This window comes from Metabacillus dongyingensis, from assembly GCF_019933155.2.
GTDB classification, from domain to species: Bacteria; Bacillota; Bacilli; order Bacillales; family Bacillaceae; genus Bacillus_P; species Bacillus_P dongyingensis.
Map to the genome: position 1 here is coordinate 2,332,417 of NZ_CP082944.1, position 18,057 is coordinate 2,350,473.

Annotated in this window: 21 protein-coding genes; 20 read left to right on the forward strand and 1 reads right to left on the reverse strand. The window is 37.1% G+C overall.

Annotation, left to right across the window (positions count from 1 at the left end; all coding sequences use genetic code 11):
• Window positions 1-71: 71 nt before the first annotated feature.
• The 18 genes from K8L98_RS11545 to K8L98_RS11620 all read left to right on the forward strand — a co-directional run bounded on the left by K8L98_RS11545 (window position 72) and on the right by K8L98_RS11620 (window position 15,982).
• On the forward strand, window positions 72-836 hold the full coding sequence (locus K8L98_RS11545; protein ID WP_223442578.1) for a sugar phosphate isomerase/epimerase family protein: 765 nt from the start codon (window positions 72-74) through the stop codon (window positions 834-836).
• Between the two features lie 33 nt (window positions 837-869).
• A complete protein-coding gene (locus tag K8L98_RS11550) occupies window positions 870-2,165 on the forward strand; it encodes an ABC transporter substrate-binding protein (protein WP_223442579.1) in 1,296 nt (431 codons plus the stop codon).
• A gap of 69 nt (window positions 2,166-2,234) precedes the next feature.
• A complete protein-coding gene (locus K8L98_RS11555; RefSeq protein WP_223442580.1) occupies window positions 2,235-3,182 on the forward strand; it encodes a carbohydrate ABC transporter permease in 948 nt (315 codons plus the stop codon).
• The gene (locus K8L98_RS11560; protein WP_223442582.1) at window positions 3,179-4,000 is read left to right on the forward strand and encodes a carbohydrate ABC transporter permease; all 822 of its coding nucleotides are present in this window, start codon (window positions 3,179-3,181) and stop codon (window positions 3,998-4,000) included. The genes K8L98_RS11555 and K8L98_RS11560 overlap by 4 nt, the downstream gene beginning before the upstream one ends.
• 19 nt (window positions 4,001-4,019) lie before the next feature.
• Complete coding sequence (locus K8L98_RS26685) at window positions 4,020-4,238, forward strand: Gfo/Idh/MocA family oxidoreductase (RefSeq protein WP_338037028.1); 219 nt, start codon at window positions 4,020-4,022, stop codon at window positions 4,236-4,238.
• A 38-nt stretch (window positions 4,239-4,276) separates the two neighbouring features.
• Window positions 4,277-4,861 (forward strand): Gfo/Idh/MocA family protein, encoded by a 585-nt coding sequence (locus K8L98_RS26690; protein WP_338037039.1) that lies wholly within the window; start codon window positions 4,277-4,279, stop codon window positions 4,859-4,861.
• A 252-nt stretch (window positions 4,862-5,113) separates the two neighbouring features.
• Window positions 5,114-5,395 carry a Gfo/Idh/MocA family oxidoreductase gene (locus K8L98_RS11570; RefSeq protein ID WP_338037040.1) on the forward strand — a complete coding sequence of 94 codons (282 nt, stop codon included), beginning with the start codon at window positions 5,114-5,116 and terminating at the stop codon, window positions 5,393-5,395.
• A gap of 558 nt (window positions 5,396-5,953) precedes the next feature.
• Window positions 5,954-6,631, forward strand: a complete 678-nt coding sequence (locus K8L98_RS11575; RefSeq protein ID WP_223442586.1) for a GNAT family N-acetyltransferase — start codon at window positions 5,954-5,956, stop codon at window positions 6,629-6,631.
• Window positions 6,632-7,021: 390 nt separating this feature from the next.
• Complete coding sequence (locus K8L98_RS11580; RefSeq protein ID WP_223442589.1) at window positions 7,022-7,249, forward strand: hypothetical protein; 228 nt, start codon at window positions 7,022-7,024, stop codon at window positions 7,247-7,249.
• A gap of 151 nt (window positions 7,250-7,400) precedes the next feature.
• Entirely contained in the window at window positions 7,401-8,156 is a 756-nt protein-coding gene (locus K8L98_RS11585) for an ABC transporter ATP-binding protein (protein ID WP_223442592.1), read from the forward strand.
• Window positions 8,131-9,612, forward strand: a complete 1,482-nt coding sequence (locus K8L98_RS11590) for a hypothetical protein (protein ID WP_223442595.1) — start codon at window positions 8,131-8,133, stop codon at window positions 9,610-9,612. The genes K8L98_RS11585 and K8L98_RS11590 overlap by 26 nt, the downstream gene beginning before the upstream one ends.
• Window positions 9,602-10,504, forward strand: coding sequence for a PqqD family peptide modification chaperone (locus K8L98_RS11595; protein ID WP_223442598.1), 903 nt, complete (start codon window positions 9,602-9,604; stop codon window positions 10,502-10,504). The genes K8L98_RS11590 and K8L98_RS11595 overlap by 11 nt, the downstream gene beginning before the upstream one ends.
• A 23-nt stretch (window positions 10,505-10,527) precedes the next feature.
• On the forward strand, window positions 10,528-10,809 hold the full coding sequence (locus K8L98_RS11600) for a hypothetical protein (RefSeq protein WP_223442601.1): 282 nt from the start codon (window positions 10,528-10,530) through the stop codon (window positions 10,807-10,809).
• On the forward strand, window positions 10,799-11,413 hold the full coding sequence (locus K8L98_RS11605; protein WP_223442605.1) for a DsbA family protein: 615 nt from the start codon (window positions 10,799-10,801) through the stop codon (window positions 11,411-11,413). Before K8L98_RS11600 ends, K8L98_RS11605 begins: the two co-directional genes overlap by 11 nt.
• Window positions 11,414-11,423: 10 nt before the next feature.
• Window positions 11,424-11,855 carry a vitamin K epoxide reductase family protein gene (locus K8L98_RS26850; protein ID WP_223443338.1) on the forward strand — a complete coding sequence of 144 codons (432 nt, stop codon included), beginning with the start codon at window positions 11,424-11,426 and terminating at the stop codon, window positions 11,853-11,855.
• A 332-nt stretch (window positions 11,856-12,187) separates the two neighbouring features.
• Window positions 12,188-13,642: a spore germination protein gene (locus K8L98_RS11610; protein ID WP_223442609.1), complete on the forward strand. Its 1,455-nt coding sequence runs from the start codon at window positions 12,188-12,190 to the stop codon at window positions 13,640-13,642.
• Window positions 13,643-13,685: 43 nt separating this feature from the next.
• The gene (locus K8L98_RS11615; protein WP_223442611.1) at window positions 13,686-14,861 is read left to right on the forward strand and encodes a Ger(x)C family spore germination protein; all 1,176 of its coding nucleotides are present in this window, start codon (window positions 13,686-13,688) and stop codon (window positions 14,859-14,861) included.
• A gap of 17 nt (window positions 14,862-14,878) precedes the next feature.
• Window positions 14,879-15,982 (forward strand): GerAB/ArcD/ProY family transporter, encoded by a 1,104-nt coding sequence (locus tag K8L98_RS11620; RefSeq protein WP_223442613.1) that lies wholly within the window; start codon window positions 14,879-14,881, stop codon window positions 15,980-15,982.
• A gap of 12 nt (window positions 15,983-15,994) precedes the next feature.
• Here the strand turns inward: K8L98_RS11620 and K8L98_RS26990 are convergent, their stop codons facing one another.
• The gene (locus tag K8L98_RS26990; RefSeq protein ID WP_476703494.1) at window positions 15,995-16,207 is read right to left on the reverse strand and encodes a YczF family membrane protein; all 213 of its coding nucleotides are present in this window, start codon (window positions 16,205-16,207) and stop codon (window positions 15,995-15,997) included.
• 357 nt (window positions 16,208-16,564) lie between these two features.
• Between K8L98_RS26990 and K8L98_RS11625 the strand changes: the two genes are divergently transcribed.
• Both K8L98_RS11625 and K8L98_RS11630 read left to right on the forward strand, forming a co-directional pair.
• The gene (locus K8L98_RS11625) at window positions 16,565-16,885 is read left to right on the forward strand and encodes an ArsR/SmtB family transcription factor (protein WP_148359539.1); all 321 of its coding nucleotides are present in this window, start codon (window positions 16,565-16,567) and stop codon (window positions 16,883-16,885) included.
• 13 nt (window positions 16,886-16,898) lie between these two features.
• A complete protein-coding gene (locus tag K8L98_RS11630; RefSeq protein ID WP_223442614.1) occupies window positions 16,899-17,396 on the forward strand; it encodes an SRPBCC domain-containing protein in 498 nt (165 codons plus the stop codon).
• The last annotated feature ends 661 nt before the right edge of the window (window positions 17,397-18,057 follow it).

The following is an 18,057-nucleotide window of genomic DNA, read 5'->3' on the forward strand; positions in this document are numbered from 1 at the left end:
GTTTGAGGTTAATTGAAAATGTAACTGATTACATTTAATAAAATAATAGTTTTAGAAGAGGAGAGGTTGAAATGTCAAAACGCATACCTGTGGCACTGCAAATGTACACGCTGCGAAATGAAACAGAAAAAGATTTTATTGGGACGCTGAAAAAGGTTGCTAATATCGGATACGATGGCGTTGAGTTCGCCGGATATGGCGGACTGGAAGCATCAGAGCTGAAAAAGGCGCTGGATGATTTCGGACTTAAGCCAGCATCAAGCCATATTCCCTTAGAGACATTGGAGTTGGATTTGAATTCTGTCATAGAATATCAGCACGTCATTGGAAACAAATACATTGTCTGTCCGTTCCTCCCGCCAGAGCGGCGAAGTGAGCAGGATTACCGTGAGCTTGTATCCATCCTGAATTCCATTGGTGAAACATGTCATAAAGAAGGATTATCGTTCGCCTATCATAACCATGATTTTGAACTTCAGCCTTTGTCTGATGGCATAAAGCCACTTGAACTGCTGCTTGAAGAAACAAATCATGATTGGGTGAAAGCGGAGTTTGATGTGTACTGGCTGACCAAAGCAGGAGAAGACCCAGTGAAGTGGCTGGAAAAATATCAGGGAAGAACACCACTTGTTCATTTGAAAGATATGACCACCGAAGGCGAACAGTTCTTTGCGGAGCTTGGTACAGGCGGCGTGAATCTGGAAGCAATTTTAAACAAAGGAGAATCATCCAAAGTGAATTGGTGGATTGTAGAGCAAGATCAGAGCCGACGCTCACCGCTTGATAGCATCGAAATAAGTTTTCAATACCTTACAAAGAACTACATAAAGGTGTAACCGCTATTTTAAATGAGAAAAGAGGGGATAGCTGTGAAAAGAGTAGTGTTGACGTTAAGTATTGTTGCGGTTATGTTGTTATCCGCATGCGGTTTAAACGGCGGGGGTGCGAAGGAATCGTCAGTAAATGAATCAGGTTCCAAAGGGAAACAGACGCTAGAGTTCTGGCAGATTGATCCGGGAGAGAAAGAAAAAGTGTACAAGGAAGCCGTGGAGCGTTTTGAAAAAGAGCATCCGGACGTTAAAGTGAAAATGCTGCAGATTCCAAACGATGCCTACAAACAGAAGCTCTCCGTTGCCATGTCTGGCGACCGTGCTCCAGACGTATTTGTAAGCTGGGGCGGAGGCTGGCTGAAGAATTTTGTAGATCAAGATAAGGTGCTTGACATTACTGCCGATACTGACAAAGATCATTTCAACAAACTGGCTCTGGACAATTCAACGTATGATAACAAAGTGTTCGGATTGCCGCTCGGCTTATCCATTGATGTTGTATTCTTCAACAAAGACATTTTCAAGAAATACGGGTTAACCCCTCCAGAGACATACGATGAGTGGCTTAAGATTGTTGATACCCTCAACAAAAATGACATCATTCCAATTGCGTTGGCGAATAAAACTAAGTGGCCAGGTGCGTACTATTTGATGAACTTTGCGAGCCGTATAGGCGGCCCTGAGCTATTTGACAGTGCGTTCCACCGGACTGGAAAAGGCTTTGATGATCCGGCTTATCTGAAAGCGGGAGAACTTATTCAGGAAATGGTAAAAATGAAAGCGTTTAACTCAGGCTTTAATGGTCTTCCCTACGATGAAGGACAAGGGCGCCAGCTCATGTATTCCGGCAAGGCTGCGATGACCGATATGACCATTTCGTTTGTGAACAACATGAAAGAAGAAGCTCCTGATTTTGAAAGTAAGCTGGATTTCTTTGTATTCCCGACAGTGGATGGCGGCAAAGGCGATCAAACCCATATTGGCGCATCAGCGAGTCCGGTATGGTCTGTTGCAAAAAACAGCAAAAACCAGAAGCTGGCAATTAAACTTGCCAAGGAGCTGAGCAGCACGGAAACCGCCCAGCAGTATGTTGACCGCACTGGTTCATTAACAGCGGTGGACAATGTCGTTCCAACAGATCCATTCACTAAACGTTTTTACGATGTGGTAAAAAATGCTACCCACCTTCAGATGCCATATGACCAGACACTTCCACCAGAGCTTGCAGAGCTCCACAAAGATACAACGCAAGCAGTGTTCGGTCTTGATATGACCCCGGAAGAAGCAGCGGAAAAAATGGAGCAAAAAGCCAAGGAAGATCTGAAGAAGGAGTAATTGCTGAGGTGCCAAAGGGGCTATGACCCCTTTGATCCTTTCATTTGTTAAACGTTGAGGAGGGATGACGTGGAAACGCAATTAAAAGGAATACCAACGGCGAAGAAGGTTGTGCAGCCGGCTGTGAGACCAAAGAGTAAATCATTGAACAAGTTTGTAACCATCAGTCTGTTTCTAGCTCCGGCAATTATCATTTATGTCATTTATGTTCTGTACCCGATTTTCTCGACCTTGCTCTACAGTTTTTACGAGTGGGACGGTGTGGGTGCGGGCACATATGTTGGACTGCAGAACTATGTCAATTTATTGAGTGACAGCATTTTTTGGACGTCATTGACGAATAACACTTGGGTCGTGCTGACCTCAGTTTTTGTACAGATTCCTCTTGGACTGATTATGGCGCTTATGCTGCTTGCACCAATCCGAGGCATCCGGCTGTTCAGCGGTGTTTACTTTTTTCCATTCTTAATCTCCACTGTGGCAGTTGGACTCCTATGGGTGCTCATGCTTGATCCGTTGAATGGAATCATTAACCAGCTCGTGAGTTTTTTAGGTTTTGAAAACGTTGAATGGCTGAGCAAATCCCGTACGGCCATGTTTGCGGTTTTACTTGTTATCGTATGGCAGTTTTCTCCGTTTTATATGATTCTGTTTAAAGCAGCAATCGTTGGTATTCCGGAAGAGCTTTATGAAGCAGCAGAGATCGATGGTGCGAATGCGTTCACGAAGTTTTTCCGTATCACCTTTCCGCTGTTAATGCCTACGATTATCAGTTCTTCCATCTTGGCGATTGTCGGATCGCTCAAGGCGTTTGATATTTTCTATGTTATGACGGGTGGCGGACCAAACCACGGAACTGAGCTGCTTGGAACATACATGTTCAAGCAGGCATTTGTGAACTTTAACATGGGATATGCCAGTGCAATAGGGTTTGTCATGTTTTTCCTTGCGATGATAGTGACCATCATCATTCAGGCACTTGATTTTTACCGGAAGAAGAAAGGAGCCTATGCATGAATTTAGCGATAAAAAAAATCCCTCTGTACGTGATTGCCATTATTCTTCTTGTGTTTACAGGCTTTCCTTTTCTTTATATGATTTCGACCAGTTTAAAAAGCCGAACAGAGTTCTTCGAAAAACCGTATTCTCTTTTTTCTTCCTTTACCCTTGAAAACTATAAGAGTGTATTTGAAATGGGACTGTCCCGTTATTTTCTAAACAGCATCCTCGTGTCAGTAGTAGCTGTATTTGCAGTAATGCTGATCGCTGCATTGGCGAGTTATCCTTTAAGCAGGATGAAATTCAAGTTGAATCGCGTCGTGTTCCTGCTTTTTATTGCCGGCATGATGCTTCCAATCCATGCGACATTAATTCCTATCTTTAAGCTTTCAGAAAGCATGGGGATGTACGACACAATCTGGGCGCTGCTTGGTCCATATATTGCATTCAGTCTTCCAATTTCCATCTTTATTCTGACGCAATTCATGCAAGAGATTCCGGTGTCCCTAGAGGAAGCTGCAAAAATTGACGGCTGCAATCACTTCGGCATTTTCTGGCGTGTGATTTTGCCGATGCTTACACCGGCGTTAATGACCGTTTTAATCTATAACTTTATTCATTTATGGAATGAATTTATATTTGCGCTTGTGCTGATCTCAAGTCCGGAAAACATGACCTTGCCACTCGGTTTACAGGATTTTAAAGGAGAATTTTCCGTTAATATTCCGGGCTTAATGGCCGCACTTACACTGGCAAGTCTGCCTATCCTTGTCGTCTATCTTTTTTCGCAGGAAAAAGTGGTGAAAGGCTTGGCTGGAGGAGCAGTAAAAGAGTAATAGGCAGGAGAGTGACACCTTGAAAAAAATAAACATTGGATTGATTGGCTGTGGTGTAATCAGTGATATTTATTTAACAAACTGCAGTCGTTTCGAGCATTTAGATGTCATTGCTGTTGCCGATTTGGAACGCGGGCGGGTGGAACAGAAGGCGGAGGAACATGGCATTCCTTATGTACTCTCGGTTGATGAATTAATCTGTCATGAGGAAATTGATATTGTACTGAACTTAACTTAACACCACCTGGCGGACATTATACATTGTGTCTACAGGCCTTGAAAGCTGGGAAGCATGTCTATGTGGAAAAACCGCTCAGCGCTTCTATTCAAGAAGGTAAAGAATTGTTGGCTACAGCCAAAAAGAATGGCTTATTGATAGGTGCAGCGCCTGACACGTTTCTAGGAGCAGGACTTCAGACGTGCCGGACGCTCATTGAGAAAGGTGCAATCGGCCAGCCAGTTGCAGCTACCGCTTTTATGCTTAAGAGAGGACCGGAGAACTGGCATCCGAATCCTGCGTTCTTTTATCAATTTGGCGGAGGTCCGATGTATGACATGGGTCCTTACTACTTAACGGCATTTATTTCTCTTATGGGCCCGGTTAAGCGGGTTACCGCTTCTGCCGGCATTCCCTTTTTAGAACGAACGATTATGACGGGAGAGGATGCAGGAAAGAAAATACCAGTTCAGACACCGACCCATATTTCTGGGAATGTGGAGTTCAAAAGCGGAGCGATCGGCACCATCATCACAAGCTTTAATGTGCTGGCCACACAAACGCCGTTTATTGAAATCTACGGAACGGAAGGGATCGATTTCTGTTCCGGATCCGAACACGTTTGCTGGGCCGGTAAAGCTTAACCGTAAAGGAACGGATCAGTGGGTAGAGCAAGAGCTGGTTTCCAAAGCAGTTGAGAACCTGCGTGGCCTAGGGATTGAAGACATGGCAGATGCTATATTGAATAGACGGCACCACCGTGCGTCGGGAGATCTAGCTTTTCATGTACTTGAAATCATGCATGGTTTTCATGAGTCGGCTTCTCTTGGCAGGCATTATGAAATGCAAAATTCATACATCTGTCCTGAATTGCAGGAGGAGACAACTCCACCTTAATTTATGGTGAGAAAGGAATGCTTCGTTTAGAGGATGATCCTGCCTATTCGCTCGTCGCTCAATACAAAACTGGTGAAGTTGTCAACTGCGCACTAGAATGGATAGAGTCCAACAGAAAAGGCGGCCAGACAAAGTCACATGTCATCGATCACTTTGTGGACTGTATTCTGAATGGAGAGACGCCAATAATTACGAGTGAAGAAGGAATGAGGTCGCAGGATGTCATCTTGGCTGCTGTCGAGTCGAATACGACAAAGCTAATTGTGAAGGTGGGAGTCTAGCAAAAGGAAGGCTATGATATTTTAAATAGGGAAAAGCGGCCTGCATGAGAATATGCGGGCCTTATCTTTCGTTTTTAATGATATCAATAAACTCTGCTAATTCTTTCTGTGTCATTCCTTTATCTTTTTTATCAGGCGCAGAAATAACAGTCCATTGACCTTATAATACGAAAGGGCAGGATTGTTGAAGAAGCTCATTGGTACAGGCGGTTTTATTTTTGAAAGATTTACCCATCTTTAGTGTTCTATCATTAACCTTAGGCATATTCATATGGTATTTAATTTTCGTTATGATCAAAATGGAAATCATATTAGCAATTATATTAATTCAACTCATTGTTTCTGTGATTGGACTTTTTAGAAGAGGTGAGAATAAAATTCTTATTTCGTTAGGCATTTTGTTAAGCGTCTTGCCTGTTGTAACTTACGTTTATTTCAATGTTAATCAGCAGCAATGAGAGGATCAAAATTAGCTCGACAAATGGTGTCGATTACAGCACAAGGTAATAGTCCTTTTGGATAGACTTGAGCAACATTTTGAAAATAGGGGGACAAAGATTGTATAAAGACTATGAACTTATGGAAATACAGACAGAAGTCTTATTTAAAATTGATCATTTAAAGAGAATAACAGAAATAAATGAGTCAACCGATTTAATAGCACCTTTCTTCTTTTTGGGTCGTACAAAAGAAGGCAACGTCATTCGGTTCAACAAAACTTTTCCGGATCATCATAAAATAAAGATATTTGAAGTAGTAAATAACAATCAAAATAACATAGAGCTTGGGAACTTAATTATGAATGTAAGTAAGTTAAAACAGATAAATAAGATATGGATGGGTCCTGCCTATGTTTTCCCTGAAAATTTTAATATGACTTCAAATGCAATTAAAATAACGAACGATAATAAAGAGTTATTGCGAATGGGATTCCCAAATCTTATTCAGCATTTTGAAAAGAGACAGCCCGTTTATGCCATTATTCAGAACGGAATAGCAGTTTCTGTCTGCTGCAGTGCAAGAAAGAGTTCAAGAGGTGCTGAGGCAAGCGTAGAAACTTTGGATTCTTATCAAGGTTGTGGATATGGGACAAGTAGTGTAATTGCCTGGGCAAACGAAATTAGAAAAGCAGCTTTATATCCACTTTATAGTACAGCTTGGGATAACTTCTCTTCGCAAACTATTGCGAAGAAATTAAACCTATACAAGTATGGGGTAGATCTGCACATAAGTTAGTTTCCTTGTTCAATATTAGGGGCTTATGCTTCAAAAGGGAAACCAAAGATAAAAGAAATTAGTAGAACTCATCAAAAAAGAAGACCTTGCTCATATGAGTTAAGGTTGAGAAGAGCAGCTGTTTCACTCAACTAAATCATAAGGTTTGGTAAAGCTGAAGCTGATTTATACATCAAAAAGAAATAATTATTTATCATTTAAGAGTAAATAATACCCAATAATGAAAAGATTCAAAATTATTATCTGGTTAAATGGAATAGTTTTCTGTAGGTAATTATCCTTAAAATGGTAATAATGGATAGATAAATATTTCCAATTTTAGTAGAGTGTAGAAGTACCCTCTTGCAAATAAAGGTACATATATTTTATGAAGAGAAGGGAGGTAATCTTTTGGAACTTACAAGCTATGCATCTCCTAAAATGGAGATGGACAATACGCAAACGGTTGAAGATCTAGTAGCATTCTTTATTGTAGCTGGTTATGTATTATTAGCGCTTGGAGCCACACTGATTCTAGGTGCAATTGCATGGTGCTTTATGTACGCGCGCAGCAGCTTCGAAGGAACGCTTGAGCAAGTAGAAGGCGGAGGCTGGAAATTCAGAATAGGATGTAAATAGTTGCAAAAAGGGGGGAGACAAATCAACAATTCGACCTGGTGTTTTGTCACCCTCTCTTTACACCTTTATCAATTACTAACATCTTATTTACAATTTAGAGTTATATTATAACAATTTTATTAAATAAAATCCAGTAAAGAGGTTGAAAAGAGTGATAGACATCTTAAAGGTAGACAATATTTCCAAAGTTTACAATAAAAAGGTTATAGCTGTTGATCAGGTATCTTTTCAGGTGAAAACTGGTGAAATTTATGGATTAATTGGTCCAAATGGTTCAGGAAAAACGACTACAATAAATATGATAACCAATTTTTCTAAGGCGGATACCGGTGAAATAACAATAAATGGATTAAAAGGTTCTTCTTTAGCCGCAAGAAGCCAATTTGGTTATGTTCCAGACGAATTATTAATTCCAGAAACATTAACAGGATTTGAATACTTGTCCTTTATGATGAAGATGTATGAAGTTGATGATGATTATGCAATGAAAGAATTGGTGAAGATATTCAGAATTGAAGATGCAATGCACTCATTGATAGGGGGATATTCTCATGGAATGAAGAAAAAACTGCAATTTATAGCAGCTATTCTTCATCAGCCTAAGCTGCTGATTCTAGATGAACCTTTTAGGGGATTAGATCCTGAGGCAGTGATTATCTTTAAAAAGCTTTTGGGGCATTACAGGGCGAAGAATACAGCTATTCTTATTGCCACACATGATCTGCTTTCTGCTCAATCTCTGTGTGATAAGGTTGGAATTATCTCAAAAGCCGAACTGGTGGAAGATGGGAAAATTAAGGATTTATTACGCAAGTATTCAATGAATCAACTTGAAGATGTATTCATGGCAGCTTCAGGTTTATCAGAAAGAGGAATCGAAATTGATAAAGTCATTGGAAATCTCTAAGATTATCTACCTAACTTGGAAAAATCATTATAAACAGCTGATCGTTCAAAATCCTTTCTTGAAGATTATTATTCCAATGACAGCCATTCTATTATTTGCACTTTTACTTTTATTAACAAAACAGGCTTTATATCCATTTATAGAATCATTTGGATTAACGGATCCAAGGATGATTCCCGTTATTTTTGTTGCCTTATTCATTAATCTATCTTTGCTAACAAGCATTTCCCTTAATATGCTGCTGCTTATTTCTCCTGAACGTAATAATATTGAACTCAGTATGCTATGGCTGCCTTTAACTGCTTTTCAAAGAAAAGCGGGATACTACCTTCCGTTGCTTATCATAGTAACCTTTCTTTTATCCGTTTTTTATGTGCCAATTCTTTTAACTATGACTTTAGCGCTGAAATTTACATTTTTGCAAACAATTGTGTTATTTGGCAGCATGTTTTTGCAGATTACCATGATTCTCTTTACAACATTAATTGTTTTTGAAGGTGTGAATTATCTGACAGGCCACTTGCTGAATCTTCCATTTAACAGGGCGCTTAGTGTGTCATCAGCAGGGTTTGCCATTTTAGGAATCTTATTTTTGACTCTTGATTTGAATATGTTCCAAAGTTTATACGTAAACATGGAGTACAACTTTTTATATCTAATGCTTATAAATCTGACTATTGTTTCAAATCTTTTCGGTGATTTTCAAGCAGGTTATGTGGTCATGGTCCATTTATTGGCCCTATTTATCTTTCTAGTGTTTCTCTGCTGTGTACTGTTGCCTTCTTCCTTAAAAGATTCATCTGGGATTGCATTTCTTAAACGTCTTCCTTTCTCAAAAAACAAGTTTCTCTCATTTGCTGTGAAAGAATTCAAGGAAACCATCAGAAACTCTGAAAATATCTTATATGTTATCGTTTTGTCAACAATTAGTCTGTTTCTCGCATTCGTCCTGGATCTCAGCAGCTACTATGTTCTTTTGCCCATTCCAATTTGGATCATGAGCAGCTTCTTGAGCTACAGCTCTTATGGAAGAGAACAAAAGACATTTTTAATGTGGAACGCAATTCCTTATTCTTCGAAAAAATGGATATATGCAAAGCTGATTGCTAATATGTTTCTTTCTATCGGGCTAGCAACGATCCTGTTTATTGTTTTTAAAATGTCATATCCTTTACCTATACTTGAGTTTTATAAATATTTGCCGATCGGCATATTGGTTACGACTGCGGCTTATATGATTGGTGTCATTTTTCCCTACTCACCAAAACATCCTTATTCTACAGCATTTACCGCAGTAGGTGGAAGTCTGATTGCATTGCCTGCATTCCTGCTTATTTATAAGGGACTCGAATACGTCCCCCAATCAATTTATCAATATATCATTCTTTTTCTAATTGCAGTCTTTAGTTTATCTTTATATGTTATTGATGGGTGGAAGAGAAAATATGCTGACTAATAAAAGCATTCCAGCGTTTCCTGTTGATGTCGTGCTAAAGGAGAATTGTATTGAAGATTTAGGTTTGGAGAAACAGCATAAAATTGACCGTATGGCTTTTTATATGCTCTCCAAGATAGATGGCAAGAAGACAATTGAGGATCTGATTGAGGAAATTCATGATCATTTTTCTGATGTAAAGAAAAAACAAATTGAAAAAGACTTGATGAATGTGTTCAGCCTGCTCGAACAGCATCATCTTATAAATTTTTCCAATAAACTGCAAGATACACTTTTGTCTTACTTTGTGACATTAACAAATCGAAAATATATTCCATCTGCTAAACGATATAACATCCAAACCCTTTCATTTCCTGCAATGGTTTTGTTTGTTTTAGTAAGGTGTGCAGCTCAGCTCCTCCCTCTTATGGTAATAGTTACGCTGTTAAGCTCCATTCCATTTATAGTAAGCAAAGAAGCTGAAGCGATGACTGTGATTTTTTATAGCCTTTGCATATTTTTTGCTATCGCGGTAAGCATCAGTATCCATGAAACCTCACATCTTTACTTTTTGAGGCGCAGCCTGCAAAAAAATTCAATTGGCTTTTTAAAGATTGGATTTATGAGTTTTAAGATCATTCGTCCTGCGGTAAATGAACAGCTTATTGTGGCCGTCAGCGGACCAATGATAACCGGAGGTTTCGGAATAGCTGGGGCCTGGGCATGTTTGATGATTTCTGATCCGTTTTTCCATTTAGTGGGTTTGGTTTGTTCTGGCATTTTTTTGCTTCATTTGTTAAATTTGCTGCCTTTCTTTAATGACGGAAGTAAATTGTATAATGAAATTTTTGATCAGCATAACAAAAGTACATCGCCTCCTTCTAAACTCAGAAAAAAACGCTACTCATTTTAGTTATACGAAACGGGGAAATAGATATGAAGATGTATACGAAAGTTTTATTTTCAGCTGTAATAGTTTCACTCATACTAATGGCTATTTTCTTTACAGTTATTACGCTATATTCTCTTTTTACATTTCAATCATTCAGTCTAGGTGATTTCTATAAATTAGAAATTACTAAAGAGCCTGCAAGCTTTAATTTGGAAGCCTCAGAGGGAATGATATACCTGTTTGGAATCACAACCTTGTTTTTCATCATCCTGTTTTCTATCTCCCAAATGATTAAATCGAGAATGGCTAATGCAAATGAAAAATAGAAAGATAATAGCATGTCTGGTAATCATTACAATTCTCTTGTTTATAGCAGGAGTTGGCAACCTATTAATGTCTTCAAATTCTTCGGTAGCTTCAACTAAAATAAGTAGTGAAGAATTAATTGAAAATGGGTATGCTTTCGGTGACTCGGATGCCCCAATAACATTGATAGAATATACAAATTTTCAATGTACATACTGCAAAGAGCAGCATTCAGAACTTAATGAGGAAGTGGAAAGACTAATTAACGATGGAAAGCTCTACTATCTGATGAAGCATGTATCTATTGAAGCTTATAAAAATGCTGAAATTGTAAATGAAAGAGTCAATGCTATTTCAGATAAGGACAGCCAGCTCAGTGTAATAAATAGGGTGTTTAAAGAACAGGAACAATGGAGTGAAAAAAATGCAGGTGAACTTGAAAGGTATTTTGAGAACGCAAATCTCCAAGAAAAGAATCCTGTCAAGATTAAAGGGAAATTGGAATCTGAAGTGAAAAAACTCGGAATTACATCAACTCCGACAACTATTATTAATGGACAAAAGTTTCAAGGGACATTAAAAAAAGAGGAGTTTCTCAAGTACATTGAAACAGAATTGGAATAATCTTAAAGGTTTGTTTCTCTTATTTCTAGTTATCGGGTTTTGTGTTAGTACATATCTTTATCTTAGCAGTTTACTGAATGTCCCAATTGCCTGTCCTATAATTGATAGCACCAGCTGCATGAAAGTGAATGAAAGTCCTTATAGCAGGTTTCATGGAATGCCTGTATCGCTTCTGGGGATAATTGGCTATTCCATGCTATTAATAAATTTACCTTTGATTGATAAACGATGGGGGTTTTTATCCTTCTGCCTAATGATAATGAGTGCATTAGCATTTAGCGTGTACCTTATGACTGTCAGTATTTTTGTAATCAAAGCGCTCTGTATATGGTGTGCTGTTTCTGCTGGGATCATTTGTATAATTGCTGGATTATGCATATGGAATATCTTGAGCTGTTGGGCTGACTATTTTCCATTACTCAAACATACGGATGATGCATAAAACGTTCATGTAGCCACAGTCCATGTCACTGTGGTTTTTATTATTTTACAGCTTGCTATCATTGCCCAGTAAGGCTTTAAAAAGTGCTCATCTTCAACAATCGGGCATTTAATGGAATAAGATGTTGCTTAGAACCCCATTTTTATACAGCTCTCAGGCACATATGGAGTACCCTCAAGTGTGAAAATCAGGTGGAAATTTAAATTTCTATGACTTATCTCAAAAATATTCGTAATCCCTCTCCTCTTAAAATCTAAATCATAATTAAGATTATTCCGGGAAACATAATAATGTTCTAACATGTATGGCATTTCATCTAAAGGGGATTTATCGTGTTCCGAAAAAATAATAATATTATTCCAATAAGCGAGAATGTAGATGAAAACATCAAAACCCTAGAAAATGAATTCGGAAACAGTGCCGATTTATCTATTAGAAAACTCAATTTTTCCACTAATATAAATGTATCCATCATACATATTGAAGGTATCGTAGACGAACAAAGCATGAATGAAAATGTGATTAAGCCAATTATACAACTTCTTAAAGAAATCGAGTCTGCCAATACTACAAAAGACTTGGCAGATCATATCATTCAAATTATATCTGCAGCCTCCATCACTATTATTTTAGACTGGTCTGAACTCTTAGATCGTATTTTGGCCGGATGTACAGTGATTTTGATAAATGGCTGCTCAAAGGCAATAGCTGTTGGTACACAAAAAATTCAATCTCGTTCTATTACTGAACCAACTACCCAAACAGTAATTAAAGGACCGAAGGATAGCTTTACAGAGAATATAAGTACAAACATTTCATTAGTTCGTGCTCGAATTCAAAATTCTAAATTAAGGCTTGAACGTACAAAAGTAGGAAGTGTGACAAAAACGGATATTGGCATTATGTATATTGAGGGAATTGCGGATAAGAACATGGTTATAGAAGCTGTGTCTAGGATAAAGAAGATTGAGATAGACGGCATACTTGATTCCAATTATATAGAAGAGGTAGTCCGAGACAACAGAAAAACAATTTTTCCTCTTCTGCAAAATTCTGAGAGGCCGGATACTGTTGTTGCGAATTTATTAGAAGGCAGAATTGTTATTCTCATACAAGGAACACCATTTGTCTTAATTTTACCGGTCTATTTCATCCAGTTTTTTCAATCACCAGAAGATTATTATGAAAACAATATTTTTAGTTCTTTTTTACGATTAATTCGAATTGGCTCATTTTTTGTGAATATGTACGCGTCTGCTATCTATTTAGCTTTAATTACACACCATCATGGATTAATCCCCACTACATTAATGGTTTCGTTAATGGCCCAAAGAGAAAGGGTTCCTTTTCCGGCAATCGTTGAATTAATAATAATGGAACTTGCATTTGAAGTGCTAAGAGAGGCTGGAGTACGTATGCCTAGAGCAATTGGTCCTGCTGTTTCCATTGTAGGAGCACTCATTTTAGGTCAAGCAGCGGTTGAGGCTGGATTTGTTTCTGCTGCAATTGTTATCATTGTAGCCACTTCTGCCATTAGTAGCTTTACGATTCCGAATACAAGTATTGTAAATGTTGCGAGAGGGCTGCGTTTTATAATTATTTTCAGCTCTGCTTTTATTGGTTTTTATGGAATTTTACTAATTTCATTATGTATTTTACTGCATATATGTAGTTTACGATCGTTAGGTGTACCTTATTTCGCTCCTTTTGCACCTTTAAGAATAGGTGGACAAAGAGATGGTTTAATTCGTTTTCCAATCTTTTCGCGCTTAAGAAATCACCGGTAAATAAATCAAATGAAACTCGAGTGAATATAAGAAGGGATCAAAAATGAAGAAAATCTACACAATGCTTTTATGTATGATGTTGCTTACTGGATGTTCCAACTATAGAGAATTAAATGAATTAGGTCTGATTATTGCTATGGGAATCGATCATTCTCAGGAAAATAATAATGGTTACAGGGTTACCTATCAAGTGGTAAACCCCAGTCAATTCTCTTCAACAGGTGATGCAAATGGAATACCGGTTATTAATTATTCGGTAGAAGCTAAATCTATATATGAAGCATATCGTTTGGCAACTACGATCATACCGAGAGAAAATAACATCTCACATCTATCTCTAATAGTTATTGGTGAAGAGGTGGCGAGAGACGGACTGAATTTATTATTTGATGCGTTTGAAAGAGGGGAAAATGCAAGAACGTATATGCCGGTTTTTATTGCAAGAGGTTCGTCTGCTGAAGACATTTTAGGGGTAATTGAACCTATTGAGTCAAATCCAACAAAAAGCATCATTAGTACAAGTGAAAACAATCAAAAAATGTATGGGGTTGCAAAGGTCATGCCTGTATATGAAGTCATTTCTGCTTTATCCAGTGAAGGAACAAACCTTCTATTAACTGGGATTAAATTAAATAAGGAACTAAAATCGAGAAACCAAACTGAAAATTTACAAGATATAGAACCATCTATTATAGAAATTAATGGTTTAGCGATTTTTAATAAAGATAAATTAATGAATTGGTACGATAGAGAAATGGCTCGTACTGCTCATTTAATTCTATCAGAAGTAGACAGTACGTCGTTTCCCATATCCTGTGATGGAAATAAGCACATTACATTTACAGCCAAAGGAATTAAGAGTACGATTAAAACTGTTATAAAACCTAGTCCAGCTTTACAAGTTAACGTAACAATAAACGGTGAAATCGGTGAAACAAATTGCAATATTGATATTAGTAAAACAAAAGTGCTGAAAAAATTGGAAAGTGATTTGGAAAAAGAAGTTATAAACCAAATAAAACAAACAATTCAATTCGCACAAGAGGCTGAATCAGATGTTTTTGGGTTTGGAAATAAACTATCAAAGGAAAATCCTGAATATTGGAAAAAACATAAAAAAGAGTGGGACAAAATATTCGCTAATGCAGGTGTCGATGTTCATGTGAATACTTCTATATATAATTCAGGAATGTTAACGGATCCCTATGAAACAAAATAACAAAGAGGTGATTTGTTTTGTCCAAAATAAAAATTGATGGCATTCAATTATTCTGTATTATGGTTCTTTTCATGTTTGGGACAGCGGTTTTTTTAGATTTAGGCAGTGGAGCAAAACAAGATGCGTGGATCGTAACTCTAATCTCACCTTTTGCAGGGTTGATCTTGTTTACAGTTTATGTACAACTCCACAAGCGTTTTCCAGATTTACCCTTAACGGAATATGTTAGGAAGATATGGGGGAAATATATTGGAGGCATAATAGGTTACTTTTATATCATTTATTTTATTTATATCGCATCAAGAGTTTTACGAGACTTTGAGGAATTATTAATTAGTGCGCCATACAATAATACTTCGATTATTACAATTGGTATTTGTATGACGTTTGTCTTAATCTACTCAGTGAATTTAGGTATAGAAGTATTCACAAGGGCAGCTTGTATATGTTTTATTATGGTTGCTTTCACTTTATTTATATTAAATATCTTTTATGTAATAGGTGATTTAATCCATTTTGAAAATGTAAAACCCATTCTTGCAGACGGATGGAAACCGATACTAAAGGAATTAATACCGTTAAATATAACGGTTCCTTATGGGGAATTAATTATTCTCTCTATGATATTTCCTTATATAAATAAACAAACGAAATTAATAAAGGTTGGAAGTATGGCGGTTGTATTCGTGGGTTTGTATTTAACATTAAACACACTTTTATTAATTTGCATACTGGGTACTGACGTCCAATCAAGATCTGCATTTCCTGCCCTTACAGCAGTTAGCTATATAAATATTGCGGGATTTATCCAGCGATTAGATACTTTTGTCATTCTATTAGTTGTGATCTTAGCATTTATAAAAGTATCAATATTTTTCTTTTGTGCAGTCATTGGAATGAACAACTTGTTCAAATTAAAACCCAGTTTGTTTTCTACTTATTTTGTAGGAGCAATCATTTATATATCGTCAATTATCATTGCACCTAGTTACCAAAACCATTTAGATGAAGGGCTAAAAAAAGTTCCTTATCTTCTTCATATACCTTTTCAAATAGTTATCCCGGCACTATTATTAATTACAGTTTTTATAAAAGGAAAAATAAAACAAGTTCTTTCATAAAATCAATGGAGGTTATTTCTTACCGCGTACATGGTACCAAAATAATCGCAGAAATATAGCAATAAAAATCGAGATAAGAAAATAATCTTCACCTCTTGCTACTTTCAAAATTTTTTTAAGACTAAACCAAGATACATATATATCATTACCTTGTACTATGTCCAGAAAGACAATAAGAACGAAAGTACTAATCAATATGGAGATAAGAATGCCTAACGCAAGCATATGAATCACCCTCAAGCTTTTATGTATTTGTAAAAAGGAAATCTAAAAGAATTTATGATCACATGTTTACTTGAATATGTTTAACATGTTTTATCATTCATAACCAATATCTAAGTCGTTTTATCCATTATGAAAATAAACTTCTATAACTCCGAAAAACGACAATACAAAAGAAGACACATCTCATTCGTTTTAAAATAATGAAGAGAGCCGCAAAATATAGAAAAGACCGATTCACCTCCCCTTGCTATACTAAGTTAGAGATAAATATTTTCTTCAATATTACTTGACGGGAATATTCCTGTTCGTTTATATTTTAATCAAAGGAATATAATTCTAATATATCGTGGTGTAAAGATGAATACTACATTATTAAGTGCTCTTGCCGAGCCAAATCGATTAAGGATTGTTGAACTCCTTAGAGACGGACCTCTCACCGTGGGAGAAATTGCAGACCGACTTCAGATTCGCCAGCCATTGGCATCTAAACATCTAAGTGTGCTTTATAAATCAGGGGTGGTGGAATTTTATGCGGAAGCAAATCGTCGAATTTATAAGCTTCGTTCAGAACCCTTTAAGGCATTAAACATTTGGTTGGAGCAGTATCGTGAAATATGGGAAGAAAAACTCGACAGCTTGGAACTTTATCTGAAGGAGTTACAAAATAAAAAACAATAATTGGAGGAATAAAATGTTTACAAAAACCGAAATCACCCGTAGTTTCAACGCTCCTCGTGAGCTTGTATTTAAGGCATTTACCGAATCAGAACATCTGCAGAACTGGTGGGGCCCAAAAGGATGGGCTTTTAATATTTCTAAGTTTGAACTTCGCCAGGATGGTGTCTTCCATTACAGCCAGATATCTCCTGACGGTAATGTAATGTGGGTCAAATTTGTATATCATGAAGTAAATGCTCCAGAGAAACTCGTTTACACCTCTTTCTTTTCTGATGAAAATGGTAACATCGTACGTGCTCCTTTTAACGACAACTGGCCATTGGAAATTCTCAATACTTTTACATTCACCGAGCATGAAGGTAAAACAATACTTACGATGATTGGGGCACCTGTATCCCCAACTGAGGAGGAAATGAAAACTTACGAGGAGTTGCAAGAAATGGTTCAGGAGGGCTTTTCAGGAACCTTCGTTCAACTGGCTGTTTACCTCTCAAATATTTCAGAAAACTGATATAGGTCGACGACGAACAAAAGAACAATGACACTGTTAATAGCAGTGTTCTCATTGTTCTTGGTAATTATTTATTTTTACTGAATTTTAAACGAACGAGTGCTTTAGTTGAACATAAAAAAGTGATTATTTAAGAATGAGGATAATTTTATGTTATTCCATTAAAAGTCGCAATTCAAAAATAGTGGATCGTGTCCTTTATTCTACAATCGGGGGCGATTGCTACATAATGCGATCACTCTTTATAGTTGAAAAAGGTACAAAGTCTTTTTCGATTTTAATTTAGATATAGAGGTTGATTATTATGGCTTTGCGAATGATTTTAAATTCAATTGCAGTGGGTTTGTTGCTTTTTTTAACAGCCGTCATCTTACCTGGAAAAATGAACATAAACGAGAATGCTTCAAAAATATTATTTGTAACAATAACATTAGTTTTATTTACTATTTCAAAAGATAAATGGTGGAAAAAGATATTTTCTTTAATCTTAAGTATAGTTTTCTGTATGATATTAATCGTATTACTAATACGATAAGCAAGGTATTCGAATTCAATTTCTTATTCAACATTCGAAAGCGTTTGCAGCACAAGGGGCATCGACTCTGTTAGGCAGGGGAGGGTTGACCTTCATGAGACATGTGAACTTCCAAAAGTGCAATCA

What these genes read in the sequence shown, in the direction of transcription:
- K8L98_RS11545 (WP_223442578.1), top strand. Translation starts at nt 72, where the DNA reads ATGTCAAAACGCATACCTGTGGCACTGCAAATGTACACGCTGCGAAAT.
- K8L98_RS11560 (WP_223442582.1), top strand. Translation starts at nt 3,179, where the DNA reads ATGAATTTAGCGATAAAAAAAATCCCTCTGTACGTGATTGCCATTATT.
- K8L98_RS11595 (WP_223442598.1), top strand. Translation starts at nt 9,602, where the DNA reads ATGCTGACTAATAAAAGCATTCCAGCGTTTCCTGTTGATGTCGTGCTA.
- K8L98_RS11600 (WP_223442601.1), top strand. Translation starts at nt 10,528, where the DNA reads ATGAAGATGTATACGAAAGTTTTATTTTCAGCTGTAATAGTTTCACTC.
- K8L98_RS11605 (WP_223442605.1), top strand. Translation starts at nt 10,799, where the DNA reads ATGAAAAATAGAAAGATAATAGCATGTCTGGTAATCATTACAATTCTC.
- K8L98_RS11615 (WP_223442611.1), top strand. Translation starts at nt 13,686, where the DNA reads ATGAAGAAAATCTACACAATGCTTTTATGTATGATGTTGCTTACTGGA.
- K8L98_RS26990 (WP_476703494.1), bottom strand. Translation starts at nt 16,207, where the DNA reads ATGCTTGCGTTAGGCATTCTTATCTCCATATTGATTAGTACTTTCGTT.
- K8L98_RS11625 (WP_148359539.1), top strand. Translation starts at nt 16,565, where the DNA reads ATGAATACTACATTATTAAGTGCTCTTGCCGAGCCAAATCGATTAAGG.
- K8L98_RS11630 (WP_223442614.1), top strand. Translation starts at nt 16,899, where the DNA reads ATGTTTACAAAAACCGAAATCACCCGTAGTTTCAACGCTCCTCGTGAG.